At 65.3% G+C, this 16,798-nt stretch carries 16 protein-coding genes; 4 read left to right on the top strand and 12 right to left on the bottom strand.

All coding sequences use genetic code 11. From position 1 onward, the window contains the following. Positions 1 to 4 precede the first annotated feature (4 nt). From G503_RS0103575 to rpsA, 3 genes are all read right to left on the bottom strand, one after another. A complete protein-coding gene (locus tag G503_RS0103575) occupies positions 5 to 529 on the bottom strand; it encodes a helix-turn-helix domain-containing protein (RefSeq protein WP_028026498.1) in 525 nt (174 codons plus the stop codon). Between the two features lie 108 nt (positions 530 to 637). Next, on the bottom strand, positions 638 to 1,237 hold the full coding sequence (coaE, locus tag G503_RS0103580; RefSeq protein WP_028026499.1) for a dephospho-CoA kinase: 600 nt from the start codon (positions 1,235 to 1,237) through the stop codon (positions 638 to 640). Between the two features lie 108 nt (positions 1,238 to 1,345). Continuing rightward, positions 1,346 to 2,569 (bottom strand): 30S ribosomal protein S1, encoded by a 1,224-nt coding sequence (gene rpsA, locus G503_RS0103585; RefSeq protein WP_028026500.1) that lies wholly within the window; start codon positions 2,567 to 2,569, stop codon positions 1,346 to 1,348. A 394-nt stretch (positions 2,570 to 2,963) separates the two neighbouring features. On the opposite strand from rpsA, the gene G503_RS0103590 reads away from it, so the two are divergent. Further along, entirely contained in the window at positions 2,964 to 4,217 is a 1,254-nt protein-coding gene (locus G503_RS0103590) for an IS30 family transposase (protein ID WP_051190878.1), read from the top strand. Positions 4,218 to 4,616: 399 nt separating this feature from the next. Then, complete coding sequence (locus G503_RS0103595; RefSeq protein ID WP_028026502.1) at positions 4,617 to 5,663, top strand: inorganic phosphate transporter; 1,047 nt, start codon at positions 4,617 to 4,619, stop codon at positions 5,661 to 5,663. Between the two features lie 149 nt (positions 5,664 to 5,812). Here G503_RS0103595 and G503_RS0103600 read toward each other — a convergent pair whose 3' ends face one another. Genes G503_RS0103600 through G503_RS0103610 form a run of 3 tightly spaced genes read right to left on the bottom strand, consistent with a single transcriptional unit; the run spans position 5,813 to position 7,818 of the window. Further along, a complete protein-coding gene (locus G503_RS0103600) occupies positions 5,813 to 6,061 on the bottom strand; it encodes a TIGR03905 family TSCPD domain-containing protein (protein ID WP_028026503.1) in 249 nt (82 codons plus the stop codon). Positions 6,062 to 6,111: 50 nt separating this feature from the next. Beyond that, positions 6,112 to 6,450: a P-II family nitrogen regulator gene (locus G503_RS0103605; protein WP_028026504.1), complete on the bottom strand. Its 339-nt coding sequence runs from the start codon at positions 6,448 to 6,450 to the stop codon at positions 6,112 to 6,114. Positions 6,451 to 6,492: 42 nt separating this feature from the next. Next, positions 6,493 to 7,818: an ammonium transporter gene (locus tag G503_RS0103610; protein WP_028026505.1), complete on the bottom strand. Its 1,326-nt coding sequence runs from the start codon at positions 7,816 to 7,818 to the stop codon at positions 6,493 to 6,495. Between the two features lie 441 nt (positions 7,819 to 8,259). Between G503_RS0103610 and G503_RS0103615 the strand changes: the two genes are divergently transcribed. Next, positions 8,260 to 8,778: a GNAT family N-acetyltransferase gene (locus G503_RS0103615; protein WP_028026506.1), complete on the top strand. Its 519-nt coding sequence runs from the start codon at positions 8,260 to 8,262 to the stop codon at positions 8,776 to 8,778. Positions 8,779 to 8,937: 159 nt separating this feature from the next. Here the strand turns inward: G503_RS0103615 and dxs are convergent, their stop codons facing one another. From dxs to accB, 6 genes are read right to left on the bottom strand one after another with little or no spacing between them, the layout of a single operon-like run. Continuing rightward, on the bottom strand, positions 8,938 to 10,815 hold the full coding sequence (dxs, locus tag G503_RS0103620) for a 1-deoxy-D-xylulose-5-phosphate synthase (RefSeq protein ID WP_028026507.1): 1,878 nt from the start codon (positions 10,813 to 10,815) through the stop codon (positions 8,938 to 8,940). A gap of 10 nt (positions 10,816 to 10,825) precedes the next feature. Beyond that, the gene (gene xseB / locus G503_RS16555) at positions 10,826 to 11,230 is read right to left on the bottom strand and encodes an exodeoxyribonuclease VII small subunit (RefSeq protein ID WP_084636250.1); all 405 of its coding nucleotides are present in this window, start codon (positions 11,228 to 11,230) and stop codon (positions 10,826 to 10,828) included. Between the two features lie 4 nt (positions 11,231 to 11,234). Continuing rightward, positions 11,235 to 11,849, bottom strand: coding sequence for a transcription antitermination factor NusB (gene nusB, locus G503_RS13525; protein WP_084636251.1), 615 nt, complete (start codon positions 11,847 to 11,849; stop codon positions 11,235 to 11,237). A 13-nt stretch (positions 11,850 to 11,862) separates the two neighbouring features. Continuing rightward, positions 11,863 to 12,213, bottom strand: coding sequence for an Asp23/Gls24 family envelope stress response protein (locus G503_RS0103635; protein WP_028026508.1), 351 nt, complete (start codon positions 12,211 to 12,213; stop codon positions 11,863 to 11,865). Next, positions 12,210 to 13,562 (bottom strand): acetyl-CoA carboxylase biotin carboxylase subunit, encoded by a 1,353-nt coding sequence (gene accC, locus G503_RS0103640; RefSeq protein ID WP_028026509.1) that lies wholly within the window; start codon positions 13,560 to 13,562, stop codon positions 12,210 to 12,212. The genes G503_RS0103635 and accC overlap by 4 nt, the downstream gene beginning before the upstream one ends. 2 nt (positions 13,563 to 13,564) lie before the next feature. Next, a complete protein-coding gene (gene accB, locus G503_RS0103645; RefSeq protein ID WP_028026510.1) occupies positions 13,565 to 15,451 on the bottom strand; it encodes an acetyl-CoA carboxylase biotin carboxyl carrier protein in 1,887 nt (628 codons plus the stop codon). A 434-nt stretch (positions 15,452 to 15,885) separates the two neighbouring features. Between accB and G503_RS0103650 the strand changes: the two genes are divergently transcribed. After that, entirely contained in the window at positions 15,886 to 16,758 is an 873-nt protein-coding gene (locus G503_RS0103650; protein ID WP_028026511.1) for a DegV family protein, read from the top strand. Positions 16,759 to 16,798 lie beyond the last annotated feature (40 nt).

Consider the following 16,798-nt stretch of genomic DNA (forward strand, 5'->3'; position numbering starts at 1 on the left):
CCTTCTACCCGTTCGCAAGAGTTCGATAGGCGTTCACGGCCGTTTCCCGGCTCAACTTGGCGACGTCGCCTTTCATAAAAGCGTAGAAGTTACCCTTGTTCAAACCCGTCAGGCGGCATGCCTGCGCCCGCGTCATCCCGCGCTCCGCCATAACGCGGTCGATGGCATCGCGCACTCCGGGAAGCATGCGGCGATCCCGCTCCAGCCTCGTTGCCTCTGACCGCCACGCATTCCACACCTTGCGGTAGCGGTTCTGGTCTGGCAGCTGCTCGAGCCATTTCTCGAGTATGCCGCCGGCTCGATCCAGATCGGCCAGCGCGGTTCGATAGGCAGCCTCGAACGACGTGCCATCCGCCTGACGCATCAGGTAGTCCGCACGGCCGCTCGCAAGGGCTAGAAGAAGCAGAGCCTCGGCACCCCGGGGAGAATCCCCGACAACGGCTTCGAAGAGTTTCTTGATACTGGACGTTCCGCAGCCCGTGAGCTCCTGCGCGTAAGCCTGCAGAAACCCCTTAAACGACCGACTCACGACAGCCACCTTCCAAAAAGTATTATTTTTTAGAAATAATACTTTTTATCAAAAAGAAAAGCAAGGGCCGGGGATGGCCCTTGCCGCACTGCTATCAGATACAAGCGTCTAGATTTCCTTCTTATACTCGTTCCACCAGGCGAGCACCTCGTTGCGGAGCTCTTCGGGGGTGCCGTCGTTGTTGAATACCACGTCGGCCGCCTCGATGCGGTCGGCGTCGGTAATCTGGCGGGCGATACGGGCCCGCACATCCTCCTCGGTAAAGCCCGAGGCCACGGCGCGCTCGATGCGCACCTCCAGCGGCGCGAGCACGGCGATGACCACATCGGCCCCGTAGGCCAGCGACTGCTGGCGGTTGCGGAACACCGAGTACTCCACCACCACGGCCGGCTTCCCCTCGTGCTCGAACTCGTCGATGAGGTCGGTGTAGCGCTCCTCGATGCGCGGCATGGTGATGCAGTTCAGCTTGCGCGTGGCCGCCGGGCTCGCGAAGGCCACCGCGGCCAGCTCCGCGCGCACCACTTCCCCGCCCTCGTCGAAGATGCCGTCGCCGAAGGCGCCGCGCAGGTCGTCCTTCACCGTATCCCACGTGAGCACCTCGTGCCCCACCTGATCGAGATCGATCCAGGCCAGCCCCTCGTCGGTCAGCGCCTTGCGCGCCGTGGACTTGCCGGCGCCCATGCCGCCGATCAGAAACAGTTTCTTCATGCAATACCTCCCCTTCGGGCGTTCGTTTTCGCTGCCATCATGATACACGAAAAACAAACGGGCTGCCCCGAAGGACAGCCCGTCAAATTCGCACTTGTGCGCTGGAAGCTACTCGGCGTCGGCGGTCTCCACCTCGACGGCCTCGGCCTCGGCAGGAGCCTCGTCGGCCTTCTTGCGGCGGGCCGGCTTCTCCTCGGCCTGCACCGACTCGTCCACGTCGATCTCGAAGCCGAGCTCCTCGGCAGCGGCTTTCATGGACAGGGAGATGCGGCGGCGGTCCGGATTGATCTCCATGACCTTCACCTTCACATCGTCGCCCGCGTGCACGACCTGGGCCGGGGTGTCGATGTGGCGGCCGGCCATCTCGGAGATGTGCACCAGGCCCTCGATGGAGTCGCCCAGCTCGACGAAGGCGCCGAAGGGCACGATCTTGGTGACCTTGCCGTCGACGATGGTACCCACCGGGTAGTTCTCCACGAGCTTGATCCACGGGTCGGGCGTGGTCTGCTTGAGGCCGAGGGAGATGCGCTCACGCTGCAGATCGACGTCGAGCACCTCGACCTCCACCTCGTCGCCCACCTTGACGACCTCGGAGGGATGGTTGACGTGGTTCCAGGACAGCTCGGAGATGTGCACCAGGCCGTCGATGCCGCCCAAATCCACGAAGGCGCCGAAGTCCACGATGGAGGACACGTTGCCCTTGAGGCGCATGCCCTTGGAGAGCTTCGAGAGGATCTCGGCGCGCTCGTTCTTGCGGCCCTCCTCCAAGAGAACGCGGCGGGACAGCACGACGTTGTTGCGGTTGCGATCCATCTCGATGACGCGGGCCTCGATCTCGGTGCCCAGGTACATGTCCAGATCCTTCACGCGGCGCAGATCCACGAGAGAGGCGGGCAGGAAGCCGCGCAGGCCGATGTCCAGGATGAGGCCGCCCTTGACGACTTCGATGACCTCGCCGGTGACCACTTCGCCGGCCTTGAACTTCTCCTCGACGGAAATCCAGGCACGCTCGTACTCGGCGCGCTTCTTGGAGAGGATGAGACGACCGTCCTTGTCCTCCTTCTGGAGAACCAGAGCCTCGATCTTGTCGCCCAGGCTCACGATGTCGGACGGATCGGCGTCCTTGCGGATGGACAGCTCGCGGGAGGGGATGACGCCCTCGCTCTTGAAGCCGATGTCTACGAGCACCTCGTCATGCTCCAGCTTGACGACGGTGCCGTCGACGAGATCGCCCTCGTCGAACTCGGTCAGCGTACCGTCGATCATCTCGTTCATCTGCTCGTCGGAGATGTCAGAGAAATCGATCACGGAGGTGTTCTTGATTTCGGTCAAAACGGACCCCTTTCAAAAACTAAATCGGGGACCCTTCGTCATGATGGTTGATACTTACCATGTTCGCTTGCGCAAGCAAGGGATCGCGGTGCAACAAACATGTCTCGGGGGCCAACAGATACTTATCACTCGCCCGTTTGGGCAAGCTTGCCCAGTATAGCACTGGGCGCGAGCGAAACATTGTGGATTTTCCCCGAGTGCGGACATTTTCCGTACCGCCGCCAAACGTCCACAGAAGCAGTCAATTTGCGAGGTTAGCCGAACGGCCCCTTCCAGAGCGAGGATTCCTCCGCACTCAGCTGAACAGTTCAGCTGAGTATGAGAATGGCCCTTGCAGGACCGACGCTGCGGCATGGGGATGCGGTGCGGATCCAACCTGCGGGAAGGGGCCATCGTGGATGGCGATAACAGGGCTTACTGCCGCATCGACAAGGCCGACCGGGAAGCGATCCAGAACGGGTTGGGCAAGCGGAAGGGCTGCCGCGAGATAGCGAGGTCGATCGGGCGCTCGCCCGCGGCCGTGACCGAAGAGGTGAGGCGCCACCGCACCTGGAAGGACGGAGAGCGCCGCGGCGAGATCGTGCCGGCGGATCCGGAAGACGTCTCCTGCTCTCACCTGTTGCGTTGGCCCTGGACCTGCAACGGCTGCACGGCCTATACCAGGAAGTGCGGGCGCAGGCAGCGCATGGAGTACAAGGCGGCCCTGGCGCAGGCCGCCTCCGAGAAGACGCGATCGGAGTCCAGGCGCGGCATCAACCGCCGCGAGGAGGACTTCGAGAGGATCGCCTTCGAGATCCGCTCGGCCATCCTGGACGGCAAGTCCCCCGAGCAGATCTGCCTGGCCAAGCCGCATCTGGGGCTCGCGCCCTCCACCCTCTACCGCTGGGCCGAGCGCGGCTACTTCTCCATGTCGCCCATGGACTTCCGACGGCGGGTCGGCTACAGACCGCGCAAAGGGCAGAGCGAGCGCAGGCCGACCTCGCACGGAGAAGAGCGCTCCTACGCGGCGTTCTGCGCTCTGCCCGAGGAGCAGCGCGCCCGGGCGTGCGAGATGGACACCGTGCTCGGCAAGGCGCGCGACGAGCAGTGCCTGCTCACCCTGTTCCTGCGACCGTGCAAGGTACAGCCCGTCCTGCTGCTGCCCAAGAAGGCGTCGGGCGCGGTGGCATCCGCGCTCGACTCGCTCGAACGCGCGATGGGAAAGCATCCGTTCAAGCGCCTGTTCGGCATCATCCTGACCGACAACGGGGTCGAGTTCGCCGACACGGCGGCGATCGAGGCGTCGGCGTTCGGAGGCGACGCCCGCTGCAAAGTCTACTACTGCGACGTGCGCGCATCCCAGCAGAAGGGCGCATGCGAGCGCAACCACGTGGAGCTTCGCAAGATGCTGCCCAAGCGTCGCGGGATCTCCTTCGACGATCTCACCGAGCGGGATTGCGCCTTCGTGATGTCGCACGTCAACTCCCAGCCCCGTCCGTCCCTCATGGGCATGTCCCCTTTGGGGATGCTGCGAGCCGCCGACGAAGAAGCCCGCGATGCTCTCTGCGCCGCCCTGGGGATGGAAGAGATTCCCTTCGATGCGCTCGCGCTGACGCTCGACGCCGTGAACGCCCAACGGGCAGAAAGGGGGCTCGGGCCTTTGGCTTAAGGACGAGGCAGGCAACCGAATACGCGCCGGCCACAGGCGTTCAGCTGGGTCTGGAGCCGATTCGCGGACCCTTGCCCGTGTACGCTCTCCAGACTCAGCCGAACGCTCGAAACGCATCCTTTTTCGCCGTGAAGGCGTTGGGCTGAGTCCGAGAATGCATCCGAAGCTCCCGAGCAAAGTGGGCCGTTCGGCTAACTTCGCGAATCAACCCGTCCACAGAAGCGCCCCGGCACGGAGGGACGCACAGGGGGCAGAACGCGACCGGAGGACGCTCCCACCTTCCGCCGCTGGCGCGCCGAGCCGCTTTTTGGTGTATCACCTGACCACCACCAACCGCCAATGCGCTAGAATAGGAAGGTACGCTTCATCGGATCGGCTTCACTGAGATAAGGCTAGCGAATGGAATTGACGCTCGCGATGTTTCTCTCCCAGGCAGGGGATCACCCCGTCTTGCTCGGCATTCTTGCCCTGGTCATCGGCGTGACCGTCATCTCGGGCGCCACCGATGCCCCCAACGCCATCGCCTCGGCGGTGTCCACCCGCTGCCTCTCCCCTACCGCCGCGCTCATCCTGGCGGCCGTGTTCAACTTCGTGGGGCTCGTGGGCATGACCTACATCTCCACCGCCGTGGCCCACACCATGTTCAACATGGTGGACTTCTCGGGCAACACCCACCAGGCGCTCCTCGCGCTCATCGCCGCCATGATAGGCTCCATTGGCTGGGGCGTGTTCTGCTGGTTCTGGGGCATTCCCGCCAGCAAGTCCCATTCGCTCATCGCCGGCGTCACCGGCGGTGCCATCGCGCTCAACGGGTTCGGGGGCGTCGTGCTCTCCGAGTGGATGCTCGTCATCTACGGCATGGCGTTCTCGCTCGTGGGAGGCTTCATCATCGGCATGGCCACCGCCAAGATCATGGAGGCCCTCTTCGCCAGCGTCAACCGCCAGAAGGGCGACCGGGTCTGCATGGTGCTGCAGGATATCTGCGCCTGCGCGCTGTCGTTTCTCCATGGCGCCCAGGACGGCCAGAAGTTCATGTCCATCGGCCTGTTGGGCATAGCGCTCGCCTTCGGCATGGAGACGAGCGGCGCCACCGACTTCCCCCTGTGGCTCATGGTCATCTGCTCGCTGGCCATGTCGCTCGGCACCCTGCTCGGCGGCAAGCGCATTATCAAGTCGGTGGCCATGGACATGGTCTCGCTCGAGAAGTACCAGGGTGTGGCCGCCTCGTTTTCCACAGTGGTCACCTTGTTCGTAGCCTCTATGACCGGCATGCCCGTGTCCACCTCGCACTGCTCCACCGCTTCCATCATGGGCGTGGGCGCTTCCCGCAGCTTTCGCCGTGTGAACTGGGGCGTGGCCCGGCGCATGGTATGGGCCTGGGTGCTCACCTTCCCCTGCTGCGGCCTTATCGGCTGGGCCCTCGCCAAACTGTTCATGATGTTCTAGGCGCACTCGCCCCCACATCCCCCGACGAATATCGCGGTACCGACCCGCTCCCGACAAAAAAAGCGCGCGCCCTCCCCGCCCGAAGCGGGTGGGCGCGCGCTGTCGCGGTGTCGCGCAGGGCCCGGAGGCCGCCCGGGCCCCGGAAACGCCTACTGGGCGGCCTGGGCCTCGCGCAGAGCGCGCACCATCTGGTCGGCGCAGGAGGTGGAGCGCCGCCCGCAGGTGTTGCCCTCCAAAAGCGCGGCCACGTCATCCACCTTCATGCCGGCCACCAGCTTCGAGATGGCCTTCAGGTTACCGTCGCAGCCGCCGGTGAACTGGACGCTCTCCACCGTGTCGCCGTTCACTTCCACATCGATCTGGCGGGAGCACACGCCGCGGGGAATATAGCTGTGCATGGGGTTCCTTTCTCTCGTTTTCTCGCGAGAGATTGTAGCACGCACGCCCCCTACACAGCGGCTGCGCCCCGCTCGCCGGTGCGGATGCGCACGACCTCCTCGATGGGCGCCACGAAGATCTTGCCGTCGCCCACCTCCCCGGTGCGCGCGGCCGCCACGATAGCGTCCACGAGGCCGTCCACTTCCCCATCGTCCACGACGATCTCGAACTTCACCTTCGGCACCATGTTCAGCAGCACCTCGGTGCCGCGCACGTACTCGCTCCAGCCGTGCTGGGCGCCGCAGCCGTGCACCTGGGATATGGTCATGCCGCTCACGTCTACCGCGAACAGCGCGTCCTTCAGGGCCTCCATCTTCTCGGGCCGCACGATGGCCGTCACTCGCTTCATAGGTCTCAGCTCCTTACTTGTTGCTTGTCATGCTCTGCGCCGCTAGTCCAAGCCCAGATAGGCCGGGTAGGCCGACTCGCCGTGGACGGCCACGTCCAGGCCGGCTGCCTCGTCGGCGGCCGAAACGCGCAGGCTGCCGCCGAAGCAGGCCCGCACGATGAACCCGAGCACCACGTCGGCTGCCACCACGAACACCACCGTCACCACGATGCCGAGCACCTGGGCGCCCAACAGCGACCAGTCTCCCGTGTACAGCAGACCGCCGGCATCGGTCCAGGACAGCTCCGGCACGCAGAAGAGCCCCGTCAGAACACCGCCGACAATGCCGCCCACGCAGTGGCAGCCGAACGCATCGAGGGCGTCATCGTAGCCGATGCGGCGCTTGGCCTGGGAGACGGCCACATACACGATCGGACTCACGACAAACCCCATGACGAGCGCGGCCCACGGCTCCACGAAACCGGCGGCCGGTGTTATGGCCACCAGCCCCGCCACAAGTCCCGTGGCCGCGCCCACCAGCGTGCACTTCCCCACCGTGACGCGCTCGGTGATCATCCACGACAGCACACCGGCCGCGCTGGCCGCCACCGTGTTCAGCAGGGCAAGCCCCGCCACGCCATCGGCCGCGAACGCGCTGCCGGCGTTGAATCCGAACCAGCCGAACCACAGAAGTGCCGCGCCCAGAGCCACGAAGGGCACGTTGTGAGGCCGGTAGGACAGCACGGCGAAGCCCTTGCGCCGCCCGAGCATGACGCACAGAATAAGTCCGGTGAGCCCCGAGGAGATGTGTACCACGTCACCCCCGGCGAAGTCGAGCGCGCCGATCATCTCGCCGATGAGCGAGCCGGCACCGCCCCACACCATGTGCGCGAGCGGCGCGTACACCACCACGACCCATGCGGCCACGAAAGCGCACACGGCCCCGAACTTCATGCGCCCGGCCACCGCGCCGGTGATGATGGCGCAGGTGATCATCGCAAAGGCCATTTGAAACACGATGTCGGTGACAGCCGGATAGGCCGCCCCCAGTGCGGGATCGCCCGCAAGCGCTCCCTGGCTCAGCAGCACCGCTGCCGCCGTCGGCGCGCCTTCGGCCTCTGCGACCATATCGCGCGCGACGCTCAAGCACCCGATCTGGTCGAAACCGCCGAAGAAAGGCAGCGTTCCGTCTCCGCCGTAGGCGAAGCTCCAACCGCACACCACCCAGGCAACCCCGGCAATGCCGAGGGCCGCGAACACCATCACCATGGTATTCACCACGTTCTTGCGCCGCGAGAGCCCGCCGTAGAAGAACGCGAGACCGGGCGTCATGAGCAGCACCAGCATGGCGCACACGAGCATGAAGCCGGTCGAGCCGGTATCAATCATAGGAATCGACCTCCTTGCATCGGCGCGGATCGGCCGCCCGCGCGCATCGGGAACACCTTCGATTCTTCCACGGTAAAAGCGCACCCCCGAAGGTCGTCGATGATTGTTAACCCCCTCTCAAAGAAGTGTTAACGTGAGCGACCTTTCCCCGCTATGAAGCAGAAACAATTCGCAACACTGGCACCGAGGACCAGAAGAACGCCTACAATGGGACTGGTCGACGAGCACATTGCGAAATACTGGACAAAAGTGCGCCGAATGAGCTCGGACAAGGAGAGAACCGGCCTTTTTGGGCTCGGATACCCCCTGAAAAAGCCCGAAAATGGTCCCCCTTGGCATCAAACAGCCGAATAGAAGCCCCGAAAGAGCTCACTCGACGCATTTTTGTCCAAAACCGCGGAAAGTGCTCGCCCAGTTGGCACCAATCGGAAAGGAGCCCCTATGAGCGTGTCATTCCGCCAGGTCGAGCGCGACGAGGAAGTGGAGACCCTCGCGCACATGGCCCACCATATTTGGAACGAGTACTGGCCAGCGCTGATCGGCCAGGCACAGACCGACTACATGGTCGAGAAGTTCCAGAGCCTGAACGCCTTCCGCGCCGACATCGCTGACAACGGCTACGAGTACTGGTTCATCATGGACGACGAGGGCGACACGCCGCGCATCATCGGATATACCGGCGGACACACCGAATCCGAGACGAATCGGTTCTTCATCTCGAAGATCTACCTGCTGAAGGAGCATCGCGGCCGGGGCATCGCCGCCGCCGTCACCCGCTTCTACGAGCAGCTGTGCCGCGACCGCGGCCTAGCGGCGATGTACCTCACCGTGAACAAGCAGAACAAGATGGCCATCCGCGCCTACGAGAAGCAGGGCTTCATCACCGTCGATGCCGTTGAGACCGATATCGGCGAGGGCTTCGTCATGGACGACTTCATCATGGAGAAGCCGCTGGCCTAAGCGAAAGGGGCGACAGGCTGCAGACCCCATACCGCCGCCGCGCCGCGTCAGCCGCCTCGCGACGGCGCCCCCCTCTCCGCACGGGGCCGAACTCGCCCCGACGCACAGGCGCCCCGCGATCGCATAATGAACCGCGGGGCGCTTCTCGTTCAGCGGTATCTAGGCCAGGGCCGACCGCACCGTAGCGGCGATGCCCTCACCGTCCAGGCCGAGGTCGGCGAACAGCTGGCTTACGGGACCCTGAGTGACGAAGGCATCGGGAATGCCCAAGGTGATCGCCCGCGCCTGGCTGCGCTGGCGCGCCAGCACCTCCAGCACGCCCTGGCCCGCGCCGCCGGCAACGACGCCCTCCTCCACGGTCACCACCGCGCCCGTGGCCGCCGCAGCGGCAATGGCCTCCTCGTCCAGGGGCTTCACCCAGCGCATGTCCACCACACGCACGCTCATACCCTCGGCAGCCAAGAGCTCGGCCGCCGCCTGGGCCTGGCCCACCATGCGGCCAAAGGCCAAAAGCGCCGCGTCGTCGCCCTCGCGCACCACACGGGCCCTGCCCTCGACGAGCATCTCGGGTCGTTCGGGCAACGGCGCCCCAGCCCCCTCCCCGCGCGGATAGCGCAGGGCCACCGGACCGGGCAGCGCCAAAGCCGTATGCAGCGCATGGACCAGCTCGGCCTCATCGGAGGGCGCCAGCACCCGCATATGGGGCACCATGCGCGTGTACACCATGTCGAAGGTGCCGTGGTGGGTGGGGCCGTCGTCGCCCACCAGCCCCGCGCGATCCAGGGCGAACACCACGTTGGCCTCGGCGAGGGACACGTCGATGATCATCTGGTCCACGGCCCGCTGCATGAAGGTGGAATACAGGGCCACCACGGGCTTCTTGCCGCCGAAGGCCAGACCCGCGGCCATGCCCACGGCCTGCTCCTCGGCGATGCCCACGTCCACGAAGCGCGCGGGGAACTCCCGGGCGAAAGTCTTCAGACCGGTACCGCCGGTCATAGCAGCGGTGATGGCCACGACGTTCTCGTCGTGGGCCGCCTCGTCGGCCAGAGCCGCGCCGAACACCTCAGTGTAGGTGGGATGAGCCGCGCGCCCCTTGCGCGCCGCACCCGTGGCGATGTCGTAGGGACCGGTACCGTGAAAGCGCTCCGGATCGCGGCGAGCCGGTTCGTAGCCCTCGCCCTTTCGCGTAACCACGTGCACGAGCGCCGGGCCGTCCATCTCCAACACGAGCGACAAGATGTCGCGTAGCTCGGCGATGTTGTGGCCGTCGACGGGATGGGTGCACACGATGCCCAGGGCCTCGAAGATCATGGAGTGCGGAATCACCATCTGCTTGAAGGATTCCTTCATGTTGCGTCCGAAGCTGAGCAGTCCGCGGGCCACCGGGCCGCCGGTCTCCATGGCCTCCTGCAGGCCCTCGCGGGCCTCGCGATAGTGGTTGTTGGCCCGTATGTTGCCCAGGTGCTTCATGAGAGCGCCCACGTTGCGCGAGATGGACATCTCGTTGTCGTTCAGGATGATCACCAAAGGCAGCTGCTCGTTGCCCATGTAGTTCAGTGCCTCGAAGGCCATGCCGCCCGCCAGCGACGCGTCGCCGATGAGCGCCACCACCTTCTCGTCGGTGCCCTTCAGCTGCCGAGCCTTGGCCAGGCCCGTGGCGATGGACAGCGAGTCGGAGGCGTGGCCAGAGAAATGCACGTCGAAGGGGCTTTCCGTGGGCTTGGTGAACCCCGATATGCCCCCGTAGGTGCGCAGGCTCTTGAAGGTGTCGCGCCGGCCGGTGAGCAGCTTGTGGGCATAGGACTGATGTCCCACGTCGAAGACCACGCGGTCTTTGGGCATGGTCAGCAAGCTCTCCAAGGCCACGATGATATCCACCGCGCCGAGCGACGAGGCCACATGCCCCCCGGTCACCGAGGTGGTGGCCACGATCTCCTGGCGAATCTCGTGGGCGAGAATGGCCAGCTCATCGTTGGTGAGCACCTTCAGATCGGCAGGGGATGCGATAACGTCGAGAATGCGCGGGGTATCCATAAGGGCCTCCTTAGGCCAGAGCGTTCTCGTCGGCCGAACCGGCGGGGGCCGCAGGGGATGCGGAGACCTCCTCCTCGGTCGAGGCGGCCACGGGAAAGCCCGCCTCCGCAAGAGGCGCATCCCCGGCAGAATCACCCTCGGGGCCGTCCCCGGCAGCAGCGTCCTGAGCGGCAGTCTCGGCATCCTCAAAGGCAGTGTCCTTTGCAGCCGTCCCATCGGCGGCAGGCTCGCCGGCGCCGAGATAGGCGTCGATGTCCTGCTCGGACAAATCGCAGGCGGAAAGGCCCAACTTCACCGCTTCCTCATAGAGCTTGAGCGCATCGTCGAGGGAGATGTCCTCGGAGGACACCTCGTCGACGATCTGCGACAGACGAGCCTGCACGTCCTCGAAGTTGCGCCCCATCTCATCGGCCATGGGCCTACACCCCCACCTGCACGCAGGCAGCAGCGCCTGAGGCGCCCACCACGGCACCCGCCGGCTCGACCAAGGCCGAGCCCTCAGCACCCTCGGCGCCCGCAACGCCAACAGCGCCCTCGGCAGTCTCGCCAGCCGCGGGCTCATCGTCCATCAAGCGAGCGATACGGCCCAGCACGCCGTTCACGAAGCGCGGGGAATCCTCCTCGCCACCGAAGTCCTTCGCCAGCTCCACCGCCTCGTTGATGGACACCGATACCGGCACATCGTCGCAGTGGTACATCTCGTAGATGGCCAAGCGCAGGATGGAGCGGTCCACGATGGGCATGCGCGAGAGCGCCCAGTTCTCGGACGCCCCCGCCAACCGCTCGTCGATCTCGGTCTGGTGAGCCTCCACGCCGCGGATGAGCGTGAGGGCGTAGTCGGTCAGAGCCCCTTCGCAGATGCGGCCGAACTCGCTGGCCACCTCCTCGTCGGTGGCCGGGGCCAACTCGGTTGCCACCAGGCACAACCCCTCGTCCAGCAGCTTGGAGGGCGATTCGCCCTTCAGCTCGCTCGTATAGAGGACCTGGACCGCGCAAGCGCGGTCGCGGGTCCGCTCGTGTTTTCTCGAAGCCATAGAAGCGCGCCGCCTAAGACTTGAACTGGATGCCGTCGATGTACACGTCGACGGCCGACACGTCCACGCCGGCCTGGGTGGCCAGCGACTCGGCGATGGCGCCGCGCAGGGCGGCCGCCAGCTCGGGCAGCACGTAGCCGTAGTACACTTCCACGTGCACGGCCACGTACAGCTTGCCGTCGTCGCCCATCTTCGTCTCGATGCCCGAGGTAGAGGGCTTGCTCACCAGCATCGAGCGGATGCCGCTGGCGGCGAAGTTGCCAAGCGATGCCACGCCGTCCACCTCGCTGGCCGCCACGGAGATGATGGTCTCCATGACGCCCGGAGCGATGGACAGGCCCTCGACGTTCATTTCATTGGTCATAATACGTCTCCCATCTGGGTTTCGATGAAGTCCGTGGTGGCCTCGCCGGCGAGGAACACCTCGTTTTCCAGCACGCGCTGGTGGAACGGGATGGTCGTCGCGATGCCCTCGATGACGAACTCGTCCAGGGCGCGGCGGGCGCGGGCCACGGCTTCTTCGCGGTCCTGCCCATGTACGATAACCTTTGCCACCAGAGAATCATAGTGCGGAGAGATTTTAGCACCAGGCCGTAAATAGGTCTCCACGCGCACGCCCGGGCCTGTCGGGGGCTCGAAGCGCGTCACTATGCCCGGGCAGGGGCGGAAGCCGTGGGCCGGGTCCTCGGCGTTGATGCGCAGCTCAATGGCGTGGCCCGCAGGGCTGAACGGCGCGCGCGGCGCGCAGCTCATGGGCTCGCCGGCGGCGATGCGCAGCTGCTCCTTGATGATGTCGGTGCCAGTGATCTCCTCGGTCACGGGGTGCTCCACCTGCACGCGAGTGTTCATCTCCATGAAGTAGAACTCGCCTCGCTCGTCGAGCAGAAACTCAATGGTGCCGGCGTTGCGGTAATCCACGGCGCGCACGGCCTTCAGGGCCGCCACCCCCATGGCCCGGCGCAGCTCGTCGGTGAGCGCCGGCGAGGGGGCCTCTTCCAAGAGCTTCTGATGGCGGCGCTGGATGGAGCAGTCGCGCTCGCACAGGGCCACGGCGTTGCCGTGATCGTCGGCGAGCACCTGCACCTCCACGTGACGGGGGCGCAGCACCAGCTTCTCCAGGTACACGCCGTCGTTGCCGAAGGCGGCGCCGGCCTCGGTGCGGGCCGCTTTGTACTGGGCCTCCAGATCGGCCGGATCGTGCACCTCGCGCATGCCCTTGCCGCCGCCGCCGGCCGTGGCCTTGATGAGCACGGGGTATCCCACCTGCTCGGCGAAGGCGGCGGCCTCCTCCACCGTGTCCAGGCAGCCATCGCTCCCGGGCACCGTGGGCACGCCGCAGCCCTTCATGGTCTCCCGAGCGCTCGACTTGTCGCCCATCGATTCGATGCACTCGGCGGCCGGCCCGATAAACACCAGGTCGTTGTCGGCGCAGGCGCGGGCGAATTCGGCGTTCTCGGCCAGAAAGCCGTAGCCGGGGTGGATGGCCTCGGCGCCGGTGTTCTTGGCCGCCGCGATGATGGAGGGCATGACCAGGTAGCTCTTGGCCGACTGGGCGGGACCGATGCACACGGCCTCGTCGGCGTACTGCACCGGGTAGGTGTCCGCGTCCTCGGTGGAGTACACCGCCACGGTCTTCACACCCAGCTCGCGGGCGGCGCGCATGATGCGCAGGGCCACTTCGCCGCGGTTCGCGACGAGAATCTTGTGAAACATGATTAGTTCTCCGGCAGGGTCGGCACGGGCTCGTGGGGCTCCACGTAGAAGAGCACGGTGCCGTACTCCACGGGCGTGGCGTCCGACAGGCAGACCTCGCGGACGGTGCCCATCTCCTCGGCCGTGATCTCGTTCATCAGCTTCATGGCCTCCACGATGCACAGCGTCTCGTTGGCGGCCACCTCATCGCCTACCTTCACGAAGGGCGGCTCGCCGGGGGCCGGAGCCTCGTAGTAGGTGCCCACCATGGGGGCGATGACGGGCTTCCAGGTGGTGGGACGGCTGTTGGCCGGCTCGGCCGCCGGGGCCGGCGCCGCCGCAGGAACCGCGGGCACGGCCTGGGCCACGGGAGCCGCCGCAGCCGGCACGGCTACCGGCGCGCCCTGACCGGGCATGCGCACCGCGATGCGGACGCCCTCTTCCTCTACCACGATCTCGCCGACGCCGCTCTCCTCGGCCACGCGAACCAGTTCGCGAATCTGATTGATATCCACGTAATCGTCCTCCTTGGTACCGCTGGACTCCTGCTCCAGCATGAAATCGACCTTCTCGGATACCCGGTGCTTGGAAAGGTAGGTGCGGGCCTCGTTGGGGAACAGGGCGTACATGAGCACGTCCTCCTCGCTGTGGGCCAGATCCCCGATCTCGTTGGCCACCTCGTCGTAGGTGGTGGTCACGAGCGTGCCGGGGGCCACCGACGGATCCAAGATCTCAGAATCGCCGGCCACCTTCGCCACGATCTCCTTGTTCATGTGCCCGGGGGCCTTGCCATAGTAGCCGCAGACGTAGTCCTTCATCTCCTTGGAGATGACGCTCCAGCGCTTGCCGGTGAGCACGTTGAACACGGCCTGAGTGCCCACGATCTGCGACATGGGAGTCACAAGCGGCGGATAGCCCACCTCGGCGCGGACCTTCGGAATCTCTGCCATCACCTCGGGCAGGCGGTCGACGGCCTTCTGCACCTCCAGCTGGCTGATGAGGTTGCTCATCATGCCGCCGGGCACCTGGTGAGAGTACACCTGCATGTGGATGAGCGAGGACACGCCGCGCTTGTAGTGGCCGCGCTTGCGCATCTCCTCCCAGTACTCGGAGATCTCGAACAGCAGGTCGAGGTCGAGATCGGTGTCGTAGCGGCTCTCCTTCAGGGCGGCCACGATCATCTCCACGGCCGGGTGCGAGTTGCCGAAGGCAAGCGGCGCGTGGGCGGTATCGGCCACGGCCACGCCGGCCTCGGCGGCCTTCAGGATGTTGGCCGGGGCCATGCCGCCGACGTAATGGCAGTGGATGTGCACGGGCAGGCCGATTTCCTCGTTGAAAGCCTTCACCATGCGCTCGGCGCGGTACGGGGTGAGCATGCCGGCCATGTCCTTGATGGCGATGGTGTCGGCGCCCAAATCCTTCAGCTGCTGGCCGTATTCCAGGTACGAGTCCAGCGTGTGCACCGGCGAGATGGTGTAGGAGATGGCGCCCTCGAACAGGCCGCCGTGCTCCTTGATGGCCTCGGCGTTGTCCACCACGTTGCGAATGTCGTTCAGCGCGTCGAACACGCGGAAGACCTCGATGCCGTTACGATGCGCCGCTCCGATGAAGCGGTTCACGATCTCGCGCGAGTAATGCTTGTAGCCCACCAGATTCTGGCCGCGCGACAGCATGGCGAGGGGGGTGTTGGGCGTGTTGGCCTTGATGGCGCGCAGGCGCTCCCAGGGATTCTCGTCCAAAAAGCGCAGGCAGGAGTCGAACGTCGCTCCGCCCCACGCCTCGATGGCCCAATAGCCGACGCGGTCCATCTTCGGCAGGATCGGCAGCATGTCGCCGATCTGCATGCGGGTGGCCCACAGGCTCTGCTGACCGTCGCGGATCGTGGTATCCATGATCTGAAGCCGTGGCATGAACTCACACCTCCTTATAGTTAGTCAAAGATCAAGTGCTGAATTATAGGGGAAGCCTACCACGGCTCAGCGCGGCACCGCCCGATTTGCCGACAAGAAACATCAACGAAGCGGCAGAGGGCGCGACGCTTCCCTTCCAGACGACAAAAAACACGTTTGAGCGAGGTTGCGCGGCACTCAGCGCGACAGAAATGACGGTTGAGCGAGGTTTGAGGCCCTGTTTTGCGCCGCAGGACTCGCCCAAACGTGATTTTTGTCGCTCGCGCAGCGGCCTTCTCCGCAAGAGTTCCCAGCGGCCACTTTTCTGCTGACCTGTCAACGGGAAAAGCCGTAGCTTAATTATGAACAATTACTCGCCATTTCGCGGATTCGGGCGCGGACGCACAGCGCGCCATTAGAATAACAAGGAAAACAGCTTCGATTCGGGAGGCACCATGGCCATTCGCATCATCGTGGACTCGTCGGCAGATATGGAAGAGGACTACGCCGCCGCCCATGGCATCACCATCATCCCCATGACCATCACCTTCGGCACCGAGGAGTTCTCCGAGGGTGTCGATATCAGTCGCACCGAGTTCTTCGAACGCCTCATCGAGAGCGACGAGCTGCCGCGCACGAGCCAGATCCCCCCCATGGTGTTCCAGGATCTGTTCCAGGAGGCCGTGGCTGCCGGCGACACCGTAGTGTGCATCACCCTTTCCAGCCACATCTCGGGCACCTACCAGAGCGCCTGCATCGCCGCGGCCCCCTTCAAGGAGTCCGTCTTCGTGGTGGATTCCGAGAATGCCACCGTCGGCGAGCGTATCTTGGCCGAGCGCGCCTGGGCCCTGCGCGACGAGGGGCTTTCCGCCGCTGACATCGCCTACTGCCTCGACCAGGAGAAGAAGGACATCCGCCTCGTGGCGGCCCTCGACGGCCTGGAGTACCTGCGCCGCGGCGGGCGCATCTCCGGCGCGGCGGCGGCCATCGGCGGCCTTTTGTCCATCAAGCCCGTGGTGGGCGTCGTGGACGGCAAGGTGGTCGTTCTGGGGAAGGCCCGCGGCTCGAAGGCATCGCGCTCCATGGTATTCGAGGAAATCGAGAAGGCCGGCGGCATCGATTTCACGCGCCCGGTGTGGGTGGCCTACTCGGGCCTGTCCGACAAGATCGGCCGCAAGTACATCGCCGACTCGCTCGCCATCGCCGCCGATGAGGGCATCATCGAGAGCCCCGATGCCATGGAGCTGCCCCTCACCCTCGTCGGCGCCGTCATCGGCACCCACGTGGGCCCCGACGGCGCCGCCTTCGCCTTCTTCGCCCGGGGCTAGCGGGGCGCGCTCTCCTAGCGACTCACCGCGGTCGGGAGCG

This window comes from Adlercreutzia mucosicola DSM 19490 (assembly GCF_000422625.1).
GTDB lineage: Bacteria > Actinomycetota > Coriobacteriia > Coriobacteriales > Eggerthellaceae > Adlercreutzia > Adlercreutzia mucosicola.